The sequence below is a fragment of the Streptomyces sp. NPDC001480 genome (genome assembly GCF_042894725.1).
In the GTDB taxonomy this organism is placed as follows: Bacteria; Actinomycetota; Actinomycetes; order Streptomycetales; family Streptomycetaceae; genus Streptomyces.
The window spans coordinates 717,674-740,015 of the sequence record NZ_JBIAVX010000001.1; the positions used below are offsets into that span (position 1 = coordinate 717,674).

At 72.3% G+C, this 22,342-nt stretch carries 22 protein-coding genes; 7 read left to right on the forward strand and 15 right to left on the reverse strand.

Going from position 1 to position 22,342, the window contains the following annotated elements; genetic code table 11:
• Positions 1 to 55 precede the first annotated feature (55 nt).
• From ACFY01_RS03390 to ACFY01_RS03445, 12 genes are all read right to left on the reverse strand, one after another.
• Positions 56 to 1,120, reverse strand: coding sequence for a polyprenyl synthetase family protein (locus ACFY01_RS03390; RefSeq protein ID WP_390734039.1), 1,065 nt, complete (start codon positions 1,118 to 1,120; stop codon positions 56 to 58).
• A 68-nt stretch (positions 1,121 to 1,188) separates the two neighbouring features.
• Positions 1,189 to 2,625: a hydroxysqualene dehydroxylase HpnE gene (gene hpnE / locus ACFY01_RS03395; protein WP_390733922.1), complete on the reverse strand. Its 1,437-nt coding sequence runs from the start codon at positions 2,623 to 2,625 to the stop codon at positions 1,189 to 1,191.
• Positions 2,622 to 2,762 (reverse strand): DUF6380 family protein, encoded by a 141-nt coding sequence (locus ACFY01_RS03400; protein ID WP_390733923.1) that lies wholly within the window; start codon positions 2,760 to 2,762, stop codon positions 2,622 to 2,624. The genes hpnE and ACFY01_RS03400 overlap by 4 nt, the downstream gene beginning before the upstream one ends.
• The gene (gene hpnD / locus ACFY01_RS03405; RefSeq protein ID WP_390733924.1) at positions 2,762 to 3,724 is read right to left on the reverse strand and encodes a presqualene diphosphate synthase HpnD; all 963 of its coding nucleotides are present in this window, start codon (positions 3,722 to 3,724) and stop codon (positions 2,762 to 2,764) included. The genes ACFY01_RS03400 and hpnD overlap by 1 nt, the downstream gene beginning before the upstream one ends.
• The gene (gene hpnC / locus ACFY01_RS03410) at positions 3,721 to 4,617 is read right to left on the reverse strand and encodes a squalene synthase HpnC (protein WP_390733925.1); all 897 of its coding nucleotides are present in this window, start codon (positions 4,615 to 4,617) and stop codon (positions 3,721 to 3,723) included. Before hpnC ends, hpnD begins: the two co-directional genes overlap by 4 nt.
• 394 nt (positions 4,618 to 5,011) lie before the next feature.
• On the reverse strand, positions 5,012 to 5,791 hold the full coding sequence (locus tag ACFY01_RS03415) for an ABC transporter ATP-binding protein (RefSeq protein WP_390733926.1): 780 nt from the start codon (positions 5,789 to 5,791) through the stop codon (positions 5,012 to 5,014).
• Entirely contained in the window at positions 5,784 to 6,713 is a 930-nt protein-coding gene (locus ACFY01_RS03420; protein WP_390733927.1) for an ABC transporter permease, read from the reverse strand. Before ACFY01_RS03420 ends, ACFY01_RS03415 begins: the two co-directional genes overlap by 8 nt.
• A gap of 59 nt (positions 6,714 to 6,772) precedes the next feature.
• On the reverse strand, positions 6,773 to 7,645 hold the full coding sequence (locus ACFY01_RS03425; RefSeq protein WP_390734040.1) for a glycosyltransferase family 2 protein: 873 nt from the start codon (positions 7,643 to 7,645) through the stop codon (positions 6,773 to 6,775).
• A gap of 8 nt (positions 7,646 to 7,653) precedes the next feature.
• The gene (locus tag ACFY01_RS03430) at positions 7,654 to 8,397 is read right to left on the reverse strand and encodes a CDP-alcohol phosphatidyltransferase family protein (RefSeq protein ID WP_390733928.1); all 744 of its coding nucleotides are present in this window, start codon (positions 8,395 to 8,397) and stop codon (positions 7,654 to 7,656) included.
• Positions 8,398 to 8,410: 13 nt separating this feature from the next.
• Positions 8,411 to 9,472: an iron-containing alcohol dehydrogenase family protein gene (locus ACFY01_RS03435; protein WP_390733929.1), complete on the reverse strand. Its 1,062-nt coding sequence runs from the start codon at positions 9,470 to 9,472 to the stop codon at positions 8,411 to 8,413.
• Positions 9,460 to 10,212 (reverse strand): sugar phosphate nucleotidyltransferase, encoded by a 753-nt coding sequence (locus tag ACFY01_RS03440; protein ID WP_390733930.1) that lies wholly within the window; start codon positions 10,210 to 10,212, stop codon positions 9,460 to 9,462. The genes ACFY01_RS03435 and ACFY01_RS03440 overlap by 13 nt, the downstream gene beginning before the upstream one ends.
• Positions 10,209 to 12,008, reverse strand: a complete 1,800-nt coding sequence (locus tag ACFY01_RS03445; RefSeq protein ID WP_390733931.1) for a DUF5941 domain-containing protein — start codon at positions 12,006 to 12,008, stop codon at positions 10,209 to 10,211. Before ACFY01_RS03445 ends, ACFY01_RS03440 begins: the two co-directional genes overlap by 4 nt.
• A 290-nt stretch (positions 12,009 to 12,298) precedes the next feature.
• Between ACFY01_RS03445 and galE the strand changes: the two genes are divergently transcribed.
• The 3 genes from galE (at position 12,299) to idi (ending at position 15,499) form a co-directional block, all read left to right on the forward strand.
• The gene (gene galE, locus ACFY01_RS03450) at positions 12,299 to 13,309 is read left to right on the forward strand and encodes a UDP-glucose 4-epimerase GalE (RefSeq protein WP_390733932.1); all 1,011 of its coding nucleotides are present in this window, start codon (positions 12,299 to 12,301) and stop codon (positions 13,307 to 13,309) included.
• Between the two features lie 343 nt (positions 13,310 to 13,652).
• Entirely contained in the window at positions 13,653 to 14,594 is a 942-nt protein-coding gene (locus ACFY01_RS03455; protein ID WP_390733933.1) for a cation diffusion facilitator family transporter, read from the forward strand.
• 311 nt (positions 14,595 to 14,905) lie between these two features.
• Positions 14,906 to 15,499 (forward strand): isopentenyl-diphosphate Delta-isomerase, encoded by a 594-nt coding sequence (gene idi / locus ACFY01_RS03460; protein WP_390733934.1) that lies wholly within the window; start codon positions 14,906 to 14,908, stop codon positions 15,497 to 15,499.
• A gap of 6 nt (positions 15,500 to 15,505) precedes the next feature.
• On the opposite strand, the gene ACFY01_RS03465 is transcribed toward idi, so the two are convergent.
• Complete coding sequence (locus ACFY01_RS03465; protein ID WP_390734041.1) at positions 15,506 to 16,012, reverse strand: ATP-binding protein; 507 nt, start codon at positions 16,010 to 16,012, stop codon at positions 15,506 to 15,508.
• A gap of 200 nt (positions 16,013 to 16,212) precedes the next feature.
• On the opposite strand from ACFY01_RS03465, the gene ACFY01_RS03470 reads away from it, so the two are divergent.
• The gene (locus tag ACFY01_RS03470; RefSeq protein WP_390733935.1) at positions 16,213 to 16,968 is read left to right on the forward strand and encodes an enoyl-CoA hydratase/isomerase family protein; all 756 of its coding nucleotides are present in this window, start codon (positions 16,213 to 16,215) and stop codon (positions 16,966 to 16,968) included.
• On the opposite strand, the gene ACFY01_RS03475 is transcribed toward ACFY01_RS03470, so the two are convergent.
• Positions 16,955 to 17,590 (reverse strand): DJ-1/PfpI family protein, encoded by a 636-nt coding sequence (locus ACFY01_RS03475; RefSeq protein WP_390733936.1) that lies wholly within the window; start codon positions 17,588 to 17,590, stop codon positions 16,955 to 16,957. The genes ACFY01_RS03470 and ACFY01_RS03475 overlap by 14 nt on opposite strands.
• 34 nt (positions 17,591 to 17,624) lie before the next feature.
• Complete coding sequence (locus ACFY01_RS03480) at positions 17,625 to 18,584, reverse strand: GlxA family transcriptional regulator (RefSeq protein ID WP_390733937.1); 960 nt, start codon at positions 18,582 to 18,584, stop codon at positions 17,625 to 17,627.
• Between the two features lie 125 nt (positions 18,585 to 18,709).
• On the opposite strand from ACFY01_RS03480, the gene ACFY01_RS03485 reads away from it, so the two are divergent.
• The 3 genes from ACFY01_RS03485 (at position 18,710) to ACFY01_RS03495 (ending at position 22,295) form a co-directional block, all read left to right on the forward strand.
• A complete protein-coding gene (locus ACFY01_RS03485) occupies positions 18,710 to 19,579 on the forward strand; it encodes a hypothetical protein (protein WP_390733938.1) in 870 nt (289 codons plus the stop codon).
• Between the two features lie 97 nt (positions 19,580 to 19,676).
• Positions 19,677 to 19,808, forward strand: a complete 132-nt coding sequence (locus tag ACFY01_RS03490) for an LPFR motif small protein (RefSeq protein ID WP_390733939.1) — start codon at positions 19,677 to 19,679, stop codon at positions 19,806 to 19,808.
• A 102-nt stretch (positions 19,809 to 19,910) separates the two neighbouring features.
• Positions 19,911 to 22,295, forward strand: a complete 2,385-nt coding sequence (locus ACFY01_RS03495) for a Tex family protein (RefSeq protein WP_390733940.1) — start codon at positions 19,911 to 19,913, stop codon at positions 22,293 to 22,295.
• Positions 22,296 to 22,342 lie beyond the last annotated feature (47 nt).

Sequence of the window (22,342 nt, forward strand, 5' to 3'; positions counted from 1 at the left end):
CAATGCCACGCCGCACCGGCCGGCGACTACGCGAGGGCTGTTCGACCGATAATGATCATCTCTTTCGTACGACGACGAAGTCGGCGAGCGCCGTGAACGCGGCCCGGACGCGGTCCGGCATGTCGACGGCGTCGAGGGCCTCGATGGCGATGGTGTGCTGACGGCGCGCTTCCTCTGCCGTCCAGTCGCGGCCCCCGGCCTTCTCGATGAGGGCGGCGCGGGCCGCGAACTCCTCCTCGGAGAAGTTCTCGAAGTCGCTGCTCTTGGCGTCGGCGGCGAGGATCTCACCGAGCCGCTCGGAGGCACTGCCGCCCGCCGCGAGCGCGGCCACGACCGGCAAGGACTTCTTGCGCTGGCGCAGGTCGCTCCAGGTCTGCTTGCCGGTGGACTCCGGGTCGCCCCAGATACCGAGGAGGTCGTCGACGGCCTGGAAGGCGAGGCCGAGGTGGTAGCCGTACTTCTCCAGGGTGTCGGCGGTGCGCTCGTCGGCGCCGCCGAGCACCGCGCCGATGGAGGAGGCGCAGGCCAGCAGGGCGCCGGTCTTGTTGCCCTCCATCTCCAGGCACTCCTCGACGCTGACGCGGTCGCGGTGCTCGTAGGAGATGTCCTGGGCCTGACCGTCGATCAGGGCCCGGGTGGCGGTGGTCAGCCGGCGTGTGGCACGGCCCGCCTCGACCGTGCCGAGCTCCAGGAGGACCTCGTTGGCCAGCGCGAACAGGGCGTCGCCGACGAGGATGGCCTGGGCGGGGCCGTGCACCTTCCACACGGTGTCGCGGTGCCGGCGCTGTTCGTCGCCGTCCATCAGGTCGTCGTGCAGCAGCGAGAAGTTGTGGACCAGTTCGACGGCGACCGCGCCGGGGACACCGGTCTCGGGCGCGGCGCCGGTGACCTCGGCGGAAAGGACGGCGAGGGCCGGGCGTACGGCCTTGCCGCCGTCGCCGGCGGCCGGGTTGCCCGCCGCGTCGATCCACCCGAAGTGGTAGGCGGCGACGGTGTCCATGGGAGGCGCGAGCCGGTCGACGGCCGCCCGCAGCACCGGTGTGGCCAGCGTCCGGCCGCGCTCCAGGAGCGCGGCCACGTCCACCGCGGTCTCTCGAGCGGCCTTGTCGGCCGGGGGCACAGTGGGCACAGTTACTCCTCTTGTTGCGGTGCCGGGGATGCGGGGGCCTGCCGCGTGCCGGTCGGGTGTCACGCCGCCTCCTCGAGCTCGAAGAGGTGGCGGGGGCGGGGCCGGCCCAGGGCGCTCAGCGCGGCGTCGGCCGCGCTCACCCCGCTGCGGACCGCACCCTCCATGGTCGCGGGCCACCCCGTGGCGGTCCACGCTCCGGCCAGGTAGAGGCCGGGGGCCTTGGTGCGGGCGCCGGGCCTGAGGCGCCCGACGCCGGGGACGGGAGCGAAGGTCGCGTCACGCTCCCTGGTGACGAAGAAGTCCCTCACCTCGGCGCCGCGCGCGCGGGGCAGCAGCCGCTGGAGTTCGGGCAGGTAGCGCTCGCGCAGCACGGCGACGGGTGCGTCGATCTCGTCCCGCGCGGCCGACTGGGACAGGGCGAGGTACTGGCCCTCGCCGAGGCCGGACGCCTCCGTGCGGTCGAAGACCCACTGCACGGGTGTGCCCAGGGCGGCGAAGAAGGGCCTGGCGAGCACCTTGCGGTCGTAGACGACGTGGACGTTGAGGATCGGGGCGGTGCCGATCCCGAGCAGCCGCTCGGGGGCGTCGAGGGCGCCGGGCGGCAGCAGGCCGTGCGCCTCGCGCTGCGGTACGGCGAGCACCACCGCGTCCGTCCGGAGCGTCTCGCCGGGAACCTGAACGTTCCAGCTCCCGTTTTCGTTGATGGAGACGGAGGTGACGCGTGAACGGACCTCGGTACGCACGCCCGCGGAGTCGAGCGCCTTGCGGGCGAGAGCGTCGTGCAGTTCGCCCAGCGGCACTCGGGCCCAGCCGATGTCGGCCGCACCCGGGTCGGACAGCAGACCGGTCTTGAACACCATCGCGGCGAGTCCCAGCGAGGCGTCGCCCGCGACCGCGTTGAGGGTGGCGACCCCGACCAGGTCCCACAGGGCCTCGACAGCACGCGCCGACTGGCCGTGAGCGGCCAGCCAGCTGCCGAAGTCCTGGGTGTCCAGCGTCGGATCGGCGAGGTCGAGCCCCTTGAGCGCGAGCGCGGCACGCCCGACCGCGGCACGCTCGGCGAGCGAGAGGTGCGGGTACGTGGCGAGGCTCCGGCCCAGGTGCAGGGGTACGGGCAGCGCGTCGCGTCGCAACCTGCCGAGCCGCCGGCCCTCGGGCCGTGCGACGTCGAGAACGGGCACGTCGAGACGATCCTGCAACGGTGCGAGCGCCGTCCCCTCGATACGGTCGAGGAACCAGCGGTAGGCGGTGCAGCAACGCAGGTACACGTGCTGTCCGTTGTCGACGGTCAGCTCGCCGCGCCGGAAGGAGAAGGCGAGGCCGCCCAGTCTCGGCCTGCCCTCGAGCAGGGTCACCCGGACGCCCGCGTCGGCGAGCGCGAGCGCCGCGGTGACACCGGCCAGCCCGCCGCCGACCACCACGGCGGTGCGCCCGGCCCGGCCCGGGGTGGCATGGTGGTCGGCCGGTGGCCGGCCGGACCGCGTGCCGTCGGTCATCGTGCGCCCTCCTGTGCGGGTCCGTCGTGTTGACGGAACGATGCACCGCGGACCGTCGCAGTCAGGGACGCCGCGCCGCGGCGGAGGGTTGCGTGCCGCGTACCGGGGGTGGAGTCGTCCTCACCCAGGGGGTCCATCAGGCGCGCCTCCTGACGGTCCGCCGGGAGCTGTGGCGGGTCACGTGCCGGGTGTCGAGCCCGGACAGGCCGCGCACGGCGACGTACGCCTTCTCGCGCCCGGGCAGCGAGACCCGGCCGCGCAGCACGGCCTCCGGCTCGCGCTCGATGCGGTCCAGCAGCCGCCGGTAGATGCCGGCCATCGCGGCCACGCAGGCGCCGCTGCGCCGGTCGAGCATCGGCAGCAGCCGGTAGCCCTCGGCGAAGAGGGCGCGGGCCCGCCGCACTTCGAAGTGCACGAGGCCCGGGAAGTCGGAGCCCTCGGGGGGCGTGGGCCCGTCCAGGCCCGCGGAGCAGCCGAACTTGGCGAGGTCGTCGGCGGGCAGGTAGGTGCGGCCGCCCTCGGCGTCCTCGCGGATGTCCCGGAGGATGTTGGTGAGCTGGAGGGCGAGCCCGAGCGTGTCGGCGTACTCGGGCGCGCGTTCGGCGCCGCGCGCCCCTGGTTCCGTACCGAACACGCCCAGCGACAGGCGGCCGATGGCGCCGGCCACGCAGCGGCAGTAGACCTTGAGGTCGTCCCAGGTCTCGTAGGTCTCGCCGCGCACGTCCATCTGGACGCCGTCGATGAGTTCGTCGAGGCCGCCGAGCGGGATCGGGAAGGCCTCGGCGGCGTGGGCGAGGGCGACCGCGACCGGGTCGGTGTCGTCCTCGGCGACCGCGCCCTCGCGGATCCGGGTGAGCAGCGTCCGGGTCTCCGTCAGGCGTTCGGTCTTGACGTCGTCCGCCAGCGCGCCGTCGCCGATGTCGTCGACGCGCCGGGAGAACGCGTACAGCGCCGACATCGCGCGGCGCTTGGGCGTGGGCAGCAGCCTGATGCCGTACGCGAAGTTCCGGGCCTGCTGCCCGGTGACGGCCTCGCAGTAGCGGTAGGCGGCGAGTACCGGTGCGGACACGTGCGGCACAGACTCCACGGTCCGGATCACCCCTCTCCTCGCAGGATCGAGCCCACCTCACGCAGCAGCTGAGCTCTGCCGGGCTTGGGCGGGCCGGGAAGTACGTCGTGTTCGGCGGCGGCGATCGCGTGGATCGCCGCCCTTCCCCCCGCCACGAACCCCGCGAGCAGCAGCCTCAGCCTGCCGTGGACGCTACCCACCAGAGGGGCGCCTTCATTCAGGAGATCGCGGGCGCGTTCCGCTTCGTACGCGACCAGTGCGCGCAACCGTGCGCCGGCGGTCGTCGTGGCGAGATCCGCCTGCTGGACGTGAAAGCGTTTCAGGTCCTCGGCGGGCAGATAGATCCGGTCGCGGCCGAGGTCCTCGGCGACGTCCTGGAGGTGTTCCACGATCTGGAGAGCGGTGCAGATCCGGTCGGACAGCCGGATCCGCTCGGGGGTGGCGGTGCCGGTGACGGCGAGCACGAGACGGCCGACGGGGTTGGCGGACAGCTCGCAGTAGGCGAGCAGGTCGTCGTAGGTCTCGTAGCGGGTGACGAGCTGGTCCTGGCGGTTGGCGGCGATCAGGCCGAGGAACGGCCCGGGGGTGAGGGAGCGGCGGCGCACGGTCGGCTGGAGGCGGCGCAGCAGGGGGTGGTGCGGGGTGGCGTCGAAGACCCGGCGCAGGTCGGTCTCGAGGGCGTCGAGGAGGGCGAGGCGGTCCTCGGCGTCGGTGGCCGACACGCCGAGCAGCCGGGCGTCGGCGCCGCCGGGGGCGAGGTCGCCGTCGCCGATGTCGTCGACCAGGCGGGCGAAGCCGTAGACGGCCATGAGGTCGTCGCGCCAGGCGCGGGGCAGGAAGAAGGGTGCCACGGGGAAGTTCTCGCCCGCGGCCTTGTCGAGGGTGGCGCGCTCCGTCTCGCGCGCCGTGTCGGTTCCCGTCACCGTGCTCTGCCCGTGGCGGGGACGGCACGTGCTGCGTTGAGCTGGGGAGTTTCCGTAGCCATTGCCGTCACATCTCCCGTTCTACACCGCCGACCCAATACTCACTATTTCGGACACGCCGCCCGGCCGTCCGTGGGGCGGCCCTGGCGGAGGGTGTCGCGTATTATCGCCCCACTTGCCGCTTTCCGGGACCGGTACAGCTTACGTTGTACAACGCAGGGAGGACCCTCCGGGTGTCCCGCGCATCACAACAACACACCGATTGGCGTCAAGATTCCTGCCGCCAGCAGGAGTTGACGTTTCCTTTGCAGACGCGGGGCCCCACCGGAAAGGTTCCGGCGGGGCCCTGGCCGAATCGGGTGGGGTCTGCCCGGCGGATCCGCCGGGCAGGCCCCTACTTCCCCGTGAACTTCTCGTATTCCTTGAGGACCTCTTCGGTGGGGCCGTCCATGCGCAGTTCGCCGCGTTCCAGCCACAGGACGCGGTTGCAGGTGTCGCGGATGGACTTGTTGTTGTGGCTCACCAGGAACACGGTTCCGGCCTCCTTGCGCAGTTCCCGGATGCGTTCCTCGGAGCGCTTCTGGAACTTGCGGTCGCCGGTGGCCAGTGCCTCGTCGATCATGAGGACGTCGTGGTCCTTGGCGGCGGCGATGGAGAAGCGAAGGCGGGCGGCCATGCCGGAGGAGTAGGTGCGCATCGGCAGGGTGATGAAGTCGCCCTTCTCGTTGATGCCGGAGAAGTCGACGATCTCCTGGTAGCGCTCCTTGATCTCCTCCCGCGACATGCCCATGGCGAGACCGCCCAGGATGATGTTCCGCTCGCCGGTGAGGTCGTTCATCAGGGCGGCGTTGACGCCGAGCAGGGAGGGCTGGCCGTCGGTGTAGACCTTGCCCTTCTCGGCCGGCAGCAGGCCGGCGATGGCGCGCAGCAGGGTGGACTTGCCGGAGCCGTTGGAGCCGATCAGGCCGATGGCCTCGCCCCGGTAGGCGACGAAGGAGACCCCGCGCACGGCGTGCACCTTGCGCACACCTCGTTCCTCGCCCCTTTTGAGGATGCGGCTGAGCGCGGCGGTCGCGCTGCCCTTGCCGGTCTTGGCGCCGTTGACGCGGTAGACGATGTGCAGGTCGTCCGCGATGACGGTGGGGAGGCGCTCCCCGGTCTGCTGGTCAGCCACGGCCGTACCTCTCCTCCGCCTTCCAGAAGTACACGAAGCCGCCGGCGAAGACGACCACGGCCCAGAACAGGGCGATGGCCCACACGTGCGGCGGCAGGTTCGAGGCGCCGTAGCCGTCGATCAGGGCGAAGCGCATGAGGTCCATGTAGACGGCGGCCGGGTTCACCTGGAGCACGCGGGCGACGGTCTCGGAACGCCCTTCGAGCATCTTGTTGATCGAGAACATGACGCCGGAGGCGTACATCCAGGTGCGCAGGATGAACGGCATCAGCTGGGCCAGGTCGGGCGTCTTGGCGCCCATGCGGGCCACGATCAGCGCGAGCCCGGTGTTGAACAGGAACTGGAGCGCCAGCACCGGCACGATCAGCAGCCAGGACAGGCCCGGGTAGCTGCCGAAGCCGATCGCCACGACGAACAGCACGAGCATCGAGAACAGCAACTGCTGGAGCTGCTGCAACGCGAAGGAGACGGGCAGCGAGGCCCGCGGGAAGTGCAGGGCCCGCACCAGCCCCAGGTTGCCGGAGATCGCCCGTACACCGGACATGAGCGAGCTCTGGGTGAAGGTGAAGACGAAGACTCCGGTGACCAGGAACGGGATGTACACGTCCTGGGACATGCCCCGGCTGGCGTGCAGGATCAGGCCGAAGATGAAGTAGTAGACGGCCGCGTTCAGCAGCGGCGTGGCCACCTGCCAGAGCTGGCCGAGCTTGGCCTGGCTGTACTGGGCGGTCAGCTTCGCCTGGGAGAAGGCGAGGATGAAGTGCCGCCGCCCCCACAGCTGACGGACGTACTCGACGAGCGAGGGCCGGGCGCCGCTGACGGTCAACCCGTACTTGGCGGCGAGCCCTGCCGCCGTCAGTCCCTCGTCGGGCGACGGGGCCGCGCTCACCGCGATGCCGCCGTCGTGCGTTGTCTCACTCACGGGTTGGAAACTTTCGTCTTCGAGTGCCTTCGAGTACTGCGAGTACTTCGTCGAGCTTGTCAGATCACCGGGGGGCGGCCCAGCCGCGTGAGCCGCCACACGGTGCGCCACCGCATCGGCCGGCGGGGGCCGCACGCGGTGGTCCAGCCCTCCTTGAACCCGCCGAACCAGGCCTTCAGGGCCGGGCCGGAGGGGCGGCGCAGCAGGGTGAGCAGCATCCAGACCCCGAGGTAGACCGGGACCAGGAGGGCGGGGAGGTTGCGGCGGGCGAGCCAGACCCGGTTGCGGGCGACCATGCGGTGGTAGACCGCGTGCCGGGAGGGCGCGGTCGTGGGGTGGTACAGCACCATGTCGGACCGGTAGTCGATCATCCAGCCCGCGTCGAGGGCCCGCCATGCCAGGTCGGTTTCCTCGTGGGCGTAGAAGAATTCGTCCGGGAGCCCGCCGACTTCGGCGAAGACCCGGGTGCGGACGGCGTTGGCGCCGCCGAGGAAGGTGGTGACCCGGGAGGAGCGCATCGGGTCGGAGGCGCGCAGCCGCGGCACGTGGCGGCGCTGGGTGACGCCGGTGTCGGGGTCGGCGATGCGGAAGCTGACGATGCCGAGCTTCGGGTCGGCGGTGAAGGCCTGCCGGCACAGTTCGGCGGTGTCGTGGCCGGCGAGCAGCCCGTCGTCGTCGAGGAAGAGCAATATGTCGACATCGCGGCCGCCGGGCCCGAAGGCCTCTATGCCGACGTTGCGGCCGCCGGGGATGCCGAGGTTCTCGGGCAGCTCGATGGTCCGTACGCCCTCGGGGACGTCCGGGACGGGCGAGCCGTTGCCGACGACGACCACCTCGACCCGGTCGCCGTCCTGCTTGGCGACCGAGTCCAGCAGGGCGCGCAGTTCGTCGGGGCGGTTGCCCATGGTGATGATCACCGCGCCGACGCGCATGGCCGCGCTCACTTCAGCCTGCTGGAGGCGAGGATGGACACCAGGTGCAGCACGGTCTGGAGCAGCGCGATGCCGGCCAGCACCGCGACGCCGAGCCGGGTGAAGAACAGGTCGCCGCGCACCTGGTCGACGACGGCCAGGACCAGGATGAGCAGGGACGCCTCGATGCCGAGGATCAGCCGGTGGAACTTGAACGCGGCGGCGGCCCGGCGGGCCAGCGCCATGCCGGAGGTGCGCATCTCGGCGGCGGCCTCCTGGACCGGCGGCTTGCCGGCCTGGTGCCGGGCGACGCCGACCAGGTCGGTCTCGGCCTTGATCAGGATCGCGCCGAGGGCGGCCAGCGTGCCGAGGAAGGCCCACAGCCAGTCGATACGGCCGGTGCCCCACAGGTCGGCGGCGCGCAGCCCGAAGCCGACCAGGACGGCGGCGTCGGTGAGGTAGGCGCCGACCCGGTCGAGGTAGACGCCGTTCAGCGAGTACTGCTTCTTCCAGCGGGCGATCTCGCCGTCGACGCAGTCCAGCAGCAGGTACAGCTGGACCATGACCACGCCGAGCACGGCGCCCGGGATCCCCGGCACCAGCAGGGCCGGGGCGGCGAGGACGCCGCAGACGGTCATCAGGTACGTGAGCTGGTTGGGCGTGACCCTGGTGTTCACCAGGTAGCGGTCGACCCGCAGGGACACCTCACGCATGTAGAGGCGTCCCATCCAGTGCTCACCGCTGCGCCGGTCCTTGACCCCTGCGGGGTGCACGACCGGACGGAGTTCAGCTACCGATGGCCTTGACATAGTCGGCGTAGACGTCCTTGATCTGGTGGGTCTTGAGGTCGAGGTGTTCGATGATCGTGTAGCGGCCTGGCCGGGTCTCCGGGGCGAACTCCACGGCCCGGACGAACTCGTCCACCGTGAAGCCGATCTCCTCCGGCAGCACCGGCAGCCCGTGCCGGCGCAGTACGCCGGCCATGTAGGCCGACTCCTCGTGGGCTCCGCGCAGGTACATCGCGAAGGCCGCGCCCAGGCCGCACTGCTCGCCGTGGGCGGCTGCCCGCTTCGGGTAGAGCAGGTCGAAGGCGTGGTTGATCTCGTGGCAGGCCCCGGAGGAGGGGCGGGAGTCGCCCGACACGGACATGGCGATTCCGGTGAGAACGAGCGCCTCGGCCAGCACCTGGAGGAAGCCGTCGTCGCCGACGCCGCCCGGGTGCCTGAGCACCGCCTCGCCGGCCTGCCGGGCCATGGCGGCGGCGAGGCCGTCGATCTTCTCGCCGTTGACGCGGTTGGACAGCTCCCAGTCCGCGACCGCCGAGATGTTGGAGATGGCGTCGCCGATGCCGGAGCGCACGAAACGGACCGGAGCCTCACGGATCACGTTCAGGTCGATGACGACCGCGATCGGGTTCGGCACGCCGTACGAGCCGCGCCCGGCGTCGTTGTCGAGGGTCGCGACGGGCGAGCACAGGCCGTCGTGCGCGAGGTTGGTGGCGACGGCGACCAGGGGCAGACCGACGCGTGCCGCCGCGAACTTGGCGCAGTCGATGATCTTGCCGCCGCCGAGGCCGACGACCGCGTCGTAGCGGCCGGCCTTTATGTCGCCCGCCAGCCGGACCGCGTCGTCGATGGTGCCGCCGTCGACCTCGTACCAGCTGGCCCCGGGCAGCGAGGGCGCGATCCGCTCCCGCAGCCGGGCGCCCGAACCGCCGCTGACGGCGATGGCGAGCCTGCCCGACTGCGAGATCCGCTCGTCCGCGAGCACACACGCCAGGTCGTCGAGGGCACCCGGGCGGATGTCCACGACGACCGGCGAGGGGATGAGCCGGGTCAGTACTGGCACGCGATCTCCCGTCCACGGGCGAGGTCGTCGTGATTGTCGATCTCGACCCACGGCACGTCGCCGATCGGCGCCACGTCGATCTTGAAGCCCCGGTTCACCAGTTCCTGGTACCCGTGCTCGTAGAACTGCTGCGGGTCGGTCTCCCAGACCGTCTTCAGCGCGTCGGCGAGCTCCGGTGCCGCGTCGCCCTCGATGAGGGTGACGCCGATGTACTCACCGGTCGCCTCGGCGGGGTCCATCAGCTTGGTGATCTTCCGCACGCCCTTGTCGGGGTCGACGACGACCTTCATCTCCTCGTCGGCGAGGGACTTCACGGTGTCGAGGGCGAGGATGATCTTCTTGCCGTCGCCACGGGCGGCGAGCAGCGTCTTCTCGACGGAGACCGGGTGGACGGTGTCGCCGTTGGCGAGGATCACGCCGTCCTTGAGCGCGTCACGGCCGCACCACAGGGAGTAGGCGTTGTTCCACTCCTCGGCCTTGTCGTTGTCGATGAGGGTGAGGTTCAGGCCGTACTTGGCCTCCAGCGCCGCCTTGCGCTCGTACACGGCCTCCTTGCGGTAGCCGACGATGACCGCGACCTCGGTCAGGCCGATCTCGGCGAAGTTGCCGAGCGTCAGGTCCAGGACCGTCGGTTCGCCCTCTATGCCCGCGGGGCCCACCGGCACCAGAGCCTTGGGAAGGCTGTCGGTGTAGGGGCGCAGGCGCCGTCCGGCACCGGCCGCCAGCACGAGGCCGATCATGCGGGTTCTCCTTCATCGTGTACGGCTGGGGCGCCCTTCCTGTGAGCGGCGACCCAGAAGCGGATGCTCTCGACGAGCACCACCACGGCGACGGCCACGGCCAGGACCGTGAGCGCGACCTTGAACTGCGAGGCGGCGAGCAGCGCGGCCAGGACCGTGACCAGCAGCGTCCGCCCTTCCTGCCCCCCGATGGCGCGCACCAGCCAGGCCGGCGGCGCTCCGGCGTCGCCGCGGATGCGGTACACCGTGTCGTAGTGATGGTAGGCGACGGCGGCCACCAGCCCGAAAGCCGCGGGAAGCACCCCGTTCACCCCGGATTTCGCCGCGAGGACCAGGACGGTGCCGTACTCGGCGGCCCGCATGAAAGGCGGAACCAGCCAGTCCAGGGCGCCCTTGAGGGGGCGCGCGAGGGCGAGCCCGGACAGCAGTGCGTAGGCCGCGGCGCACGCCACGGTGGGCCAGGCGGCGCCCCAGAGTGCGGCGGAGATCACCACGAGGAGACCGCCGACGGCGGCGGCGACCGGCGCCGGAAGACGCACGCCCCGTGCGGCACGGCCCAGCACGGTGGCCAGGGGGCCGTTGTCCGCGAGGTCCGCCAGCGCCTGCGCGGCCCGGTCGGTGCGCCGCGCCTTCCGGGTGACCGACCGGAGCACCCGGCCCGCCGTGGTGTACGTCGCGGCGAAGGCGCAGCCGATCAGCAGCACGTAGAAGGTGATGCGGGGAGTGGTGGCCGCCGTGAGGACCGCGATCATGGCCCAGCGTTCGCCGATGGGGAGCACGATCATCCGCCGCAGCCAGACCGTCCAGCCGACGCTGTCGAGCCTGTCGGAGAGGGCAGCGGTGGGGCTGGTGTTGGCGGTGGCGTCGTGGTTGGCCTCGTTGAAGGAGAAGTCGACGACGTGCCGGCAGGTCTGGAGGACCATCGCGCCGAGCGCGAGCGCCCACACATCGTCACCGCCGCGGGCCGCTCCCAGCGCGAGCCCGGCGTAGTAGGCGTACTCCTTGGCCCGGTCGAAGGTGGCGTCGAGCCAGGCGCCGAGCGTGGAGTACTGGAGCGAGTAACGGGCCAGCTGGCCGTCCGTGCAGTCCAGGACGAAGGAGGCGATGAGCAGCACGCCCGCGGCGACGAAGCCCGCGCGGGTGCCGGTGGCCGCGCAGCCCGCGGCTATCAGGGCGGTGAGCAGGGAGGCGGTGGTGACCTGGTTGGGGGTCAGGCCGCGACGGGCGCACCAGCGGGCGATGTAGCGCGAGTAGGGACTGATGAAGAACGTGGTGAAGAAACCGTCGCGGGCCTTCACGGCCGACTTCAGGCGTACCGCCTCGTCGTCGACGGCGGCGACGGCCTGCCGTGCCTCGTTGCGTTCCTGCGGGTCGACGGGGACGGCGGCGACCAGACTGCCGAGCTCGGGGCGGTGCACCTCGGCGCCGTCGGCGTCGAGGGCGAGGGCGAGGCGGTCCGCGAGGCTGTCCACGGCGAGGGCCGTGCCGCCGCCCGCGGAGGTCTCCCGCGCGATCGCCCGGGTCAGCGCCTGCCGGCCGGCCGGCTGGGCGGTGACGGCGCCGTGGACGCCGGCGAGCGGGAAGCGGGGGTCGGTGAGGCCGAGGCGGAGCGCGTGCGGGTGGCCCACGAAGCGGGCGTCGACGACGGCCACGCGTTCCTGGGCGGGGACGGCCGCGAGGAGCGTCTCGGTGTCGGAGGCGTCGGTGGCCGTGAGCACCTCGAAGCCGAGGGACCGCAGATCGCTCTCGAGCGACGATCCGGGGACCGGCTGACCGGTCACGATGGCGGTCGACAACCGAACTCACTCCCTGGGTGCCGACGCGTGAGCGCCGGTCGTCTGCATGATGGGGCGCCGCTTGTCTGGGCACCCGGGCGGCATGTCGGCAGAGGCTATCGGATGACGACAAGCCCGTGTTCACCGCCCGTTCACGGGCCGGTCGACACGGTCTGCATCGGCCTTCGCCGCGATCATCATCGGTGATGCGGGGGCCGGCCCACAAACCGCGCCCGGTGCGGGGACACGCCGGTGGCGGGCATCCGGGACATTGGGGACGGCCCGTGCCGGTCGGCATAGGGTGGGCGACCATGACGTGGCTGATCACCGGCGGTGCCGGATACATCGGGGCTCATGTGGCGCGGGCCATGACCGGCGCCGGGGAGCGCGTCGTCGCGCTGGACGACCTCTCGGCGGGGGTGCCCGCACGGCTCCCGGCGGGCGTGCCGCTGACCGAGGGCTGTGTGAGCGACCGGGCTCTGCTGGAGCGGGTCCTCGCCGAGCACGCGGTGACGGGCGTGATCCATCTCGCGGCGCGCAAGCAGGTCGCGGAGTCGGTGGCGCAGCCGGCCCGCTACTACCGGGAGAACGTCGGCGGACTCGCCACGCTCCTGGAGACGGTCGCCGGGGCCGGGATCGAACGCTTCGTGTTCTCCTCGTCGGCGGCCGTCTACGGCAACCCGGACGTGGACCTGATCACCGAGGAAACCCCGTGCGCGCCGGTGAACGCCTACGGCGAGACCAAGCTCGCCGGGGAGTGGCTGGTGCGGGCGGCGGGGCGGGCGCATGGCATCTCGACCGTCTGTCTGCGCTACTTCAACGTGGCGGGCGCGGCCGCGCCGGAGCTCGCGGACACCGGCGTGTACAACATAGTGCCCATGGTGTTCGACCGGCTCACCCGCGACGAGGCCCCGCGGATCTTCGGCGACGACTATCCGACGCCGGACGGCACCTGCGTCCGTGACTACATCCATGTCGCCGACCTGGGCGATGCGCACCTGGCGGCGGCCCGGCGGCTGTCCGAGGGGGCCCTGACCGGCGACCTGACGGTGAACATCGGCCGGGGCGAGGGCGTCTCCGTGCGTGAACTGGTCTCGGTCATCGGCGAGGTCACCGGCGACCGCCGGCCGCCCGTCGTGGAGGGGCGCCGCCCCGGGGACGCCCCGCGCGCGGTCGCCTCGGCCGAACGGGCCGCGCGGGCACTGGGCTGGCGAGCACGGCACGGGGTGCGCGCGATGGTGGAGTCGGCCTGGGAGGGCTGGCGCTCGCACCACGGCGGCGTTCCCACGCCGGTGCGCCAAGAGACCCCGGCCGCGCCCTGACCACGAACACCGGCCGAGGCCCGAGCATCTCCGTACGCGAGCCGGTCCCGGTCATCGACGAGGTCACCGGCGACCGCCGGCCGCCCGTCGTGGAGGGGCGCCGCCCCGGGGACGCCCCGCGCGCGGTCGCCTCGGCCGAACGGGCCGTCAAGGCATCGGGCCGGCAGCCGCGGTGCGAAATGCGCGTCGGCGCCGGTGCGCTGGGGGTGTCCTGACCTGGGGTTCGTTTCCGCAGGTCAGGGCACATGACAACGGTGTTCAGTGCCGCGTTGCCGGATACCCCCCACCCGTAGTTCACTGTGTGCTCGGACGGACGCGACGGACACACGGAAGGGCCGACGGCATGGGCGCAGGGCACGATCACGGGCACGCGCACACGCACGCGCCGCCCACCGGGACGGCGGCGGCGGCGTACCGCGGCACGCTGCGCGTCGCGCTGTCGATCACGCTCGCCGTCATGGTGGTCGAGGTCGTCGGCGGTCTGGCCGCCGACTCCCTCGCGCTCATCGCGGACGCGGCGCACATGGCCACCGACGCGCTGGGCCTGGGCATGGCCCTGCTCGCGATCCACTTCGCCAACCGTCCGCCGAGCACCAACCGCACCTTCGGCTACGCGCGCGCCGAGATCCTGGCCGCCCTGGCCAACTGTCTGCTGCTGCTCGGCGTCGGCGGTTACGTGCTGTACGAGGCCGTGCAGAGGTTCCTGACCCCGGCCGGCACCGAGGGCGGGCTGATGATCGTGTTCGGTGCGATCGGCCTGGTCGCGAACATGATCTCGCTCACGCTGCTGATGCGGGGCCAGAAGGAGAGCCTGAACGTCCGCGGCGCGTTCCTGGAGGTGGCCGCGGACGCGCTGGGCTCGCTCGCGGTGATCGTCTCGGCGGTGGTGATCCTGACCACCGGCTGGGAGGCCGCCGACCCGGTCGCCTCGCTGGTCATCGGGGTGATGATCGTGCCGCGTACGGTCAAGCTGCTGCGCGAGACCCTCGACGTGCTGCTGGAGGCGGCCCCGAAGGACGTCGACATGGCGGAGGTCCGGGCGCACATCCTGGCCCTGGACGGCGTGGAGGACGTGCACGACCTGCACGCCTGGACCATCACCTCCGGGCTGCCGGTGCTCTCCGCGCACGTGGTGGTCCGCTCGGACGCGCTCAACGCCATCGGCCACGAGAAGATGCTGCACGAGCTCCAGCACTGCCTGGGCGACCACTTCGACGTGGAGCACTGCACCTTCCAGCTGGAGCCCAGCGGGCACGCGGAGCACGAGGCGCGGCTGTGCCACTGACGGCGGACCACTGACCGGTCGGCCACTTGCAGTCGGCCACTGACGGCGGCCGCCGCCGCGAGCCGGTCGGGGGCGCCGCCGGTGGAACGCGGTCGTCCGGAGTACTCCGGCGTCCTTGTGTTCGGGGCACCCACGGGCGGTTCCCGGCCACACCCGCAGGGCACGCTCACCTACCGGGTCCCGCTTCCGGTGTCCGGCCGGGGCGACCGCCGGACGCGCACCGCGCGGACATGCGGACGTGCCGGGAAGTGACGGGAGTGCCGGATTCGTACGGCAGACTTGAGGTGCGAAGACCGAGGCGAAGGATGGGTATGCCGATCACACCTGCCACCGCGACGCACAGTTCGTCGAACGGCACCGCAGAGGCGATTTTGCTGGAACTGGTCGACGAGGACGGCGTGACGATCGGCACCGCGGAGAAGCTCGCCGCCCACCAGCCGCCGGGACAGCTGCACCGCGCGTTCTCCGTCTTCCTCTTCGACGAGCAGGGCCGGCTGCTGCTCCAGCGGCGGGCGCTCGGCAAGTACCACTCCCCCGGTGTGTGGTCCAACACCTGCTGCGGCCACCCCTACCCCGGTGAGGCGCCCTTCGCGGCGGCCGCCCGGCGCACGTACGAGGAGCTCGGCGTGTCGCCGTCGCTGCTCGCCGAGGCGGGCACGGTCCGCTACAACCACCCGGATCCGGCCTCGGGCCTGGTGGAGCAGGAGTACAACCACCTGTTCGTCGGCCTGGTGCAGACCCCGCCCGCGCCGGATGCGCAGGAGGTCGGCGCGACCGCCTTCGTGACCCCGGCCGAACTGAAGGAGCGGCACGCGGCCGACACCTTCTCGTCCTGGTTCATGACCGTCCTGGACGCGGCCCGCCCGGCGATCAGAGAGCTGACGGGCCCCGCCGCCGGCTGGTGAGGCGGCTCACGACAGCCGCGCGGGATCCAGCGGCGGTTTGAGCGGCATGGCGGCCCAGATGACCTTGCCGCCGCCCACCGTGTGCTCCACGTCCACCACCCCGCCCGCTTCCTGGGCCACCTCCCGGACCAGGAGCAGGCCGCGGCCTCCGGTCTGCCCGTGGTCGGCCTCCAGGGCGGTGGGGCGGTAGGGGTGGTTGTCCTCCACCGACACCCGCACCCACTCGGCACCGACGGCGATCTCCACGGCGAGCGTCGGCGACAGCAGCGCGGCGTGCTTGACCGCGTTGGTGACCAGCTCGGAGACGATCAGCAGCAGTCCCTGGAACAGGTCGTCGGAGACCGGCACGCCCTGGCGGTGGAGCAGGTCCCGTACGGCGTGCCGCGCCTGCGGGACCGAGGCGTCGACGGCGGGGGCGGTGAACCGCCAGACTCCCTCGTAGGGCAGTGGCTCCGGCGGGCGCCGGTCGCCTCCCTCTGGGCGCGGGGCCGCCCCACGCCCGTGGTTCTCCATCGTCCGGTCGCCACCCTCGCGCTCGATTGTCACCACACGTCGAGTGTTGGTAAAGATCCGCTCCGCCCCGCGGAACTGAACACAAGTCAGCGGATTTCGGATGGTTTCCGATCGTTGTGCTGCCAGGGGTGCACGGGTTTGACGCGTTCGGCGGCAGCCGCTCGACCGGCGGTCCGGCGGAGCCGGATAGCATCCGCCGCATGGAGCCCCAGCTGCTGCACGGTGTGACCGGCTCGGTCGCCACCGTCGTCGTCCATCATCCCGCCAAGCGCAATGCCATGACGGCCTCGATGTGGCGGGCGCTGCCGCCGCTGCTGGACGCGCTGGCCGCCGACCCCGCCGTGCGGGCGCTGGTGCTCACCGGCGAGGGCGGCACCTTCTGTGCCGGGGCGGACATCTCCACCCTGCGCGGCTCGGCCGAGGAGGCGCAGGGGCTCGCCGTGCGCGCCGAGGAGGCCCTCGCGGCGTTCCCGAAGCCGACGCTGGCGGCCGTCCGCGGGCACTGTGTGGGCGGCGGGGCACAGCTCGCGGCGGCGTGCGACCTGCGGTTCGCCGAGGAGGGGTCGCTGTTCGGGGTGACGCCCGCCAAGCTGGGCATCGTCTATCCGGCCTCCGCCACGCGCCGGCTGGTGTCGCTGGTGGGCCCGGCCACCGCCAAGTACCTGCTGTTCTCCGGCGAGTTGATCGACACGGCCCGCGCGCTGCGCACGGGCTTCGTCGACGAGGTGCTGCCGGAGGGGGAGCTCGGCAAGCGGGTCGCGGAGTTCACCCGGATCCTGGTGTCCCGCTCGCAGCTGACCCAGGCCGCGGCGAAGGAGTTCGCGGACGGGCACACGGACCGGGACGGGTACTGGACGGGGCAGATGCGGGGCAGCGGCGACACCGCTGAGGGGGTCGCCGCCTTCCTGGAGCGCCGGCCGCCGCGCTTCACCTGGAGTGTGCCTACGTCAGGCTGAACCGGCCGCCGGTGCGGAACTCCTCGACGAGGTGCGCGGGCGCCTTGGCGGGCGATCCGGCGTCGTAGGGCGGCTGCGGGTCGTACTCCGTCAGCAGCTGGACGGCCTGGGCGTGTTCGTCGCCCGCGATCCGGCCGAGCAGGGTGAGCCCCATGTCGATACCGGAGGAGACCCCGGCGGCCGTGACGTACTTGCCGTCGGTCACCACCCGCTCGCCGGTCGGTTCGGCGCCGTACTGCCGCAGGAGGTCGAGGGCGAGCCAGTGGGAGGTGGCTCGGCGGCCGTCGAGGAGGCCCGCGGCGGCGAGGAGCAGGGAGCCCGAGCAGACGGAGGTGGTCCAGGTGCTGGTCGCGTCGGCGGCCCGCAGCCAGGCGAGGAGGGCCTCGTTCTCGATCGCGGTGGAGGTGCCGGGGCCGCCGGCCACCACGACGACGTCGGGGTGGGGCACCTCGTCCAGCGCCTTGTCCGCGGTGACGGCGAGGAAGCCCGTGTCGGTGCGCACGGGGCCCGGCCGTTCGGCGACGAAGTCGACGCGCGCGTCCGGGAGGCGGCTGAGGATCTCGTACGGCCCCACGGCGTCCAGGGCGGTGAAACGGTCGTAGACGACCATGGCGATCTGCATGGGTCTCCTTTTTGTGATTTTCCGAGGGATGTCTTCAGGAGGCGGGTACGGGCCGGAAACGGCGGCGGTACTCGGCCGGGGACGCGCCGAGGGCCCTGACGAAGGCACGGCGCATGGCCTCGGGGGTGCCGTAACCGCTGGCCCGGGAGATCTCCTCGACGCCGTCGCCGGTGTCCTCCAGCAGGCGGCGGGCGTGTTCGAGCCGCACCCGGTCGACGTAGCGGCCGGGGGTGGTGCCGGTCTCGTGCTGGAAGGCGCGGGCGAAGTGGCGGGGCGAGAGGCGGGCGCGGGCGGCGAGGGACTCCACGGTGAGGTCGTCGGCAGGGTGCTCGGTGATCCACCGCTGGACCTCCCGCAGCGGCTCGCGCTGTGCGGTCTGCGCGGCGAGCTGGGCGCTGAACTGGGCCTGGTTGCCGGGGCGGCGCAGGAAGACCACCAGATGGCGGGCGATGACGAGTGCCGTCTCCCGGCCCAGGTCCTCCTCGACCAGGGCGAGGACGAGATCGATGCCCGAGGTGACGCCGGCGGAGGTGGAGACCCGTCCGTCGCGCACGTAGATGGGGTCGGGGTCGACCTGCACCGCCGGGTGGTCGCGGGCGAGCTTGTCGCAGTAGGCCCAGTGGGTCGTGACACGCCGGCCGTCCAGCAGGCCCGCCCGGGCGAGCAGGAGCGCGCCGGTGCACACGGAGACCAGGCGGGCCGCGCGCGGTCCGTTCTCGCGCAGCCAGCCGGTCAGCCGCGGATCGGGCTCGCGGGTGCCGTGTCCCCCGGGCACGAGCAGCGTGTGCGTCCCGGCCGCCTCCGGCAGCGCCTGGTCCGGTAGGAGGGTCAGGCCGCTGGAGGTGCGCACGGGCGCGCCGTCCAGGGAGGCGGTCCGGATGCGGTAGCTGCCCGGGGTGTGCGTCTCGGCCCCGGCGAAGACCTCCACCGGGCCGGTGACGTCCAGGCTCTGGACGCCGTCGAAGAGCAGGACGAGAACGGATCGCTGCGTCATGCCACCGATTCTTCAAAGGCGCACGGATGGCCGCAATGACGAACTTCCCACCTTTCCTGCCATTCGCCCCCCGTTCACCGCGGCCGCCCTCCCGAAGGTACCGACCGGTCGGTAACGTGCGGTTCATGACTACTGTCGCCCTCGGCCCGCGCGCGGGCCGCCGCTGCCACTCCGTGCTCAACTCCCTGCACGCCACCCTCTACTTCTCGCCCGACCTGGGGCGCGAACTGGGCGCCGTGGGGATCACCGACCCCCGGGCGGTGAACTTCGCGGTGCGGGCCGCCGCCCTGGGGGCGGTCGGCGCCGGCACGGTGACCGCGACGTTCTACAACTACAAGTACGAGCTGGTGGCGCGCCATGTGCCCGCCGTCTGGGAGACCGCGGCGCCCGGCCCGGTGCTGGCGGCACGCGCGCGTGCCGCCGACGCGACACTGCGCCGGCTGCTCGGCGGGGAGGCCGTGAGCTCGGCGGAGATGACGGAGGCCGCGCGGCTGGCCCTGCGTGCCGCCGAGGCCTGCTCCCGCTCCGGCCGCCCGCTGTACGCCGCCCACGCCGACCTGCCGGTCCCCGAGGAACCGCACCTGGCCTACTGGCACGCGGCCACCCTGCTGCGCGAGCACCGGGGCGACGGGCACCTGGCGGTGCTGACGGCCGCCGGACTCGACGGCCTGGAGGCGCTGGTGACCCACACGGCGACCGGCAAGGGCATCAACCCGAAGTGGGTCTTCGTCACCCGAGGCTGGAGCCGGGACGAGTGGGACGCGGCGTCCGGGCGGCTGAGGGAGCGCGGGCTGCTGGACGGCGAGGGCGAACTGACCGAGCGGGGTGTCGCGCTGCGCGAGGAGATCGAGCGGGAGACGGACCGCCTCGACGCGGCCCCCTACGAGCACCTGGGAGCGGAGGGCGTCGCGCGGCTCACGGAGCTCGGCAAGGCCTTCGCCGGCGCGGCGCTGGCGGCCGGTGCCTTCCCCGCCGACCTGATCGGCAAGGGCTGAGCCGCGGGCCTGGCGCGGCGGCGGGGCATGCCCGGCGATCACCGAGGTACCCGTACTCTCCCGGCCGGAGCGGCCGGGAGACGAAAGGGGAAAGTCCGTGTTCCGTGCGATCGCAGACGTACTGCGCCAGATCGGTGGCGCCATCGCCACCGTCGTGACGCTGCCGTTCCGGGCCCTTGCGCGGCTGTTCGGCGGCGCGTCGAGCTCGGCGCGGGGCCACAGCGCCTGACGGCGGCGCGCCCGCCCCGCCGGGTGCCGCCCTGATCCCCGGTTGTCGGTGCGACCTGCCACAATTGCCGCGCAACCTCAGTGGAGAAGGCGGTACGGGAACGTGACGACACCCGGATCCATCGAAGCGGGATCCATCGAAGGCAGGATCGCCGAGGAGCTCGGCGTACGGGAGCGGCAGGTGAAGGCCGCGGTGGAACTGCTCGACGGCGGTTCGACGGTGCCCTTCATCGCCCGCTACCGCAAGGAAGCGACCGAGATGCTCGACGACGCGCAGCTGCGCACGATCGAGGAGCGGCTGCGCTACCTGCGGGAGCTTCAGGAGCGGCGGGCGGCGATCCTGGAGTCGGTGCGCGAGCAGGGCAAGCTCACCGACGAGCTCGAGGCGCAGATCCGTGGCGCCCAGACCAAGGCGCGCCTCGAGGACATCTACCTGCCGTACAAGCCGAAGCGGCGCACCAAGGCGCAGATCGCGCGCGAGGCGGGCCTTGAGCCACTGGCCGAAGGGCTGCTGGGCGACCCGGGTGTCGAACCCCTCGCCGCCGCCGCCGCGTTCGTCGACGCCGACAAGGGCGTCGCGGACCCGCAGGCCGCGCTCGACGGCGCGCGGGCGATCCTCACCGAGCGGTTCTCGGAGGACGCCGACCTGATCGGCGAGCTGCGCGAGCGGATGTGGGTGCGCGGGCGGCTGGCCGCCAAGGTGCGGGACGGCAAGGAGGAGGCGGGCGCCAAGTTCGCCGACTACTTCGACTTCGCCGAGCCCTTCACCGAGCTGCCCTCGCACCGGATCCTCGCCATGCTGCGCGGCGAGAAGGAGGAGGTCCTCGACCTCGTCCTGGAGCCGGAGGAGCCGACCGACGGCCCTTCGTCGTACGAGGGGATCGTCGCCCACAAGTTCCAGATCGCCGACCGCGGACGTCCCGCCGACAAGTGGCTGGCCGACACGGTCCGCTGGGCCTGGCGCACCCGGATCCTGGTGCACCTCGGCATCGACCTGCGCCTGAGGCTGCGCACGGCCGCCGAGGACGAGGCGGTGAACGTGTTCGCGGCGAACCTGCGCGACCTGCTGCTCGCCGCTCCGGCGGGCACGCGCGCGACGCTGGGCCTGGACCCCGGCTTCCGTACGGGCGTGAAGGTGGCCGTGGTCGACGCGACCGGCAAGGTCGTGGCCACCGACGTCATCTACCCGCACGTCCCGGCCAACAAGTGGGACGAAGCCCTGGCGAAGCTGGCCCGGCTGGCGAAGGAGCACGCGGTCGAGCTGGTCGCGATCGGCAACGGCACCGCGTCCCGGGAGACCGACAAGCTCGCCGGTGAACTCATCACGAAGCACCCGGAGCTGAAGCTCACCAAGGTGATGGTGTCCGAGGCGGGCGCGTCCGTGTACTCGGCCTCCGCCTTCGCCTCGCAGGAGCTGCCCGACATGGACGTGTCGCTGCGCGGCGCGGTGTCGATCGCCCGCCGTCTCCAGGACCCGCTGGCCGAGCTGGTGAAGATCGACCCGAAGTCGATCGGCGTCGGCCAGTACCAGCACGACCTGTCCGAGGTGAAGCTGTCGCGTTCGCTGGACGCGGTGGTGGAGGACTGTGTGAACGGCGTGGGTGTGGACGTGAACACGGCGTCGGCCCCGCTGCTGGCCCGGGTCTCCGGCATCACCTCCGGACTCGCGGAGAACATCGTGGCGCACCGTGACGCGAACGGCCCGTTCACCTCGCGCACCGAGCTGAAGAAGGTGGCCCGGCTGGGCCCGAAGGCGTACGAGCAGTGCGCGGGCTTCCTCCGTATCCGCGGCGGCGACCCGCTGGACGCCTCCAGTGTGCACCCCGAGGCCTATCCGGTGGTGCGCCGCATGGTGAAGACGACGGGGCAGGAGGTCGCCTCCCTCATCGGCAACACCGGTGTGCTGCGGTCCATGCGGCCGGCCGACTTCGTGGACGACACCTTCGGTCTGCCGACGGTCACCGACATCCTGAAGGAGCTGGAGAAGCCGGGGCGTGACCCGCGTCCCGCCTTCAAGACGGCCACCTTCAAGGAGGGTGTGGAGAAGATCTCCGACCTGTCCTCCGGGATGGTGCTGGAGGGCGTCGTGACGAACGTGGCGGCGTTCGGGGCGTTCGTGGACGTCGGCGTCCACCAGGACGGTCTCGTGCACGTCTCCGCGATGTCGCGGACGTTCGTGAAGGACCCGCGTGATGTGGTCAAGCCCGGTGACATCGTCAAGGTGAAGGTCCTCGACGTGGACATCCCGCGCAAGCGGATCTCGCTGACCCTGCGCCTGGACGACGAGGCCGCGCCGCAGGAGAAGCAGCAGGGCGGCGGCGAGCGGCGGCAGCGCGGCGGACGCCCGCCGCAGCAGCGCCAGGCCCGCGGCGGCGGTGGCGGCGGTGGCGGCGGTTCCCGCCAGGCTCCCCCGCCGCCCGCTAACAGCGCGATGGCCGACGCGCTGCGGCGCGCGGGGCTGCTCGACCCGAAGAACGGGCGGCGCTGAGCACCCGGGGCCGGGCCTTCCGCGAGGAAGCGCCCGGCCCCGCGTAA

Coding starts and splice junctions, on each gene's coding strand:
- hpnE (WP_390733922.1), bottom strand. CDS start 2,625: ATGACCGACGGCACGCGGTCCGGCCGGCCACCGGCCGACCACCATGCC.
- ACFY01_RS03400 (WP_390733923.1), bottom strand. CDS start 2,762: ATGGACCCCCTGGGTGAGGACGACTCCACCCCCGGTACGCGGCACGCA.
- ACFY01_RS03425 (WP_390734040.1), bottom strand. CDS start 7,645: ATGCGCGTCGGCGCGGTGATCATCACCATGGGCAACCGCCCCGACGAA.
- ACFY01_RS03440 (WP_390733930.1), bottom strand. CDS start 10,212: ATGATCGGCCTCGTGCTGGCGGCCGGTGCCGGACGGCGCCTGCGCCCC.
- galE (WP_390733932.1), top strand. CDS start 12,299: ATGACGTGGCTGATCACCGGCGGTGCCGGATACATCGGGGCTCATGTG.
- ACFY01_RS03455 (WP_390733933.1), top strand. CDS start 13,653: ATGGGCGCAGGGCACGATCACGGGCACGCGCACACGCACGCGCCGCCC.
- idi (WP_390733934.1), top strand. CDS start 14,906: ATGCCGATCACACCTGCCACCGCGACGCACAGTTCGTCGAACGGCACC.
- ACFY01_RS03465 (WP_390734041.1), bottom strand. CDS start 16,012: ATGGAGAACCACGGGCGTGGGGCGGCCCCGCGCCCAGAGGGAGGCGAC.
- ACFY01_RS03470 (WP_390733935.1), top strand. CDS start 16,213: ATGGAGCCCCAGCTGCTGCACGGTGTGACCGGCTCGGTCGCCACCGTC.
- ACFY01_RS03475 (WP_390733936.1), bottom strand. CDS start 17,590: ATGCAGATCGCCATGGTCGTCTACGACCGTTTCACCGCCCTGGACGCC.
- ACFY01_RS03480 (WP_390733937.1), bottom strand. CDS start 18,584: ATGACGCAGCGATCCGTTCTCGTCCTGCTCTTCGACGGCGTCCAGAGC.
- ACFY01_RS03485 (WP_390733938.1), top strand. CDS start 18,710: ATGACTACTGTCGCCCTCGGCCCGCGCGCGGGCCGCCGCTGCCACTCC.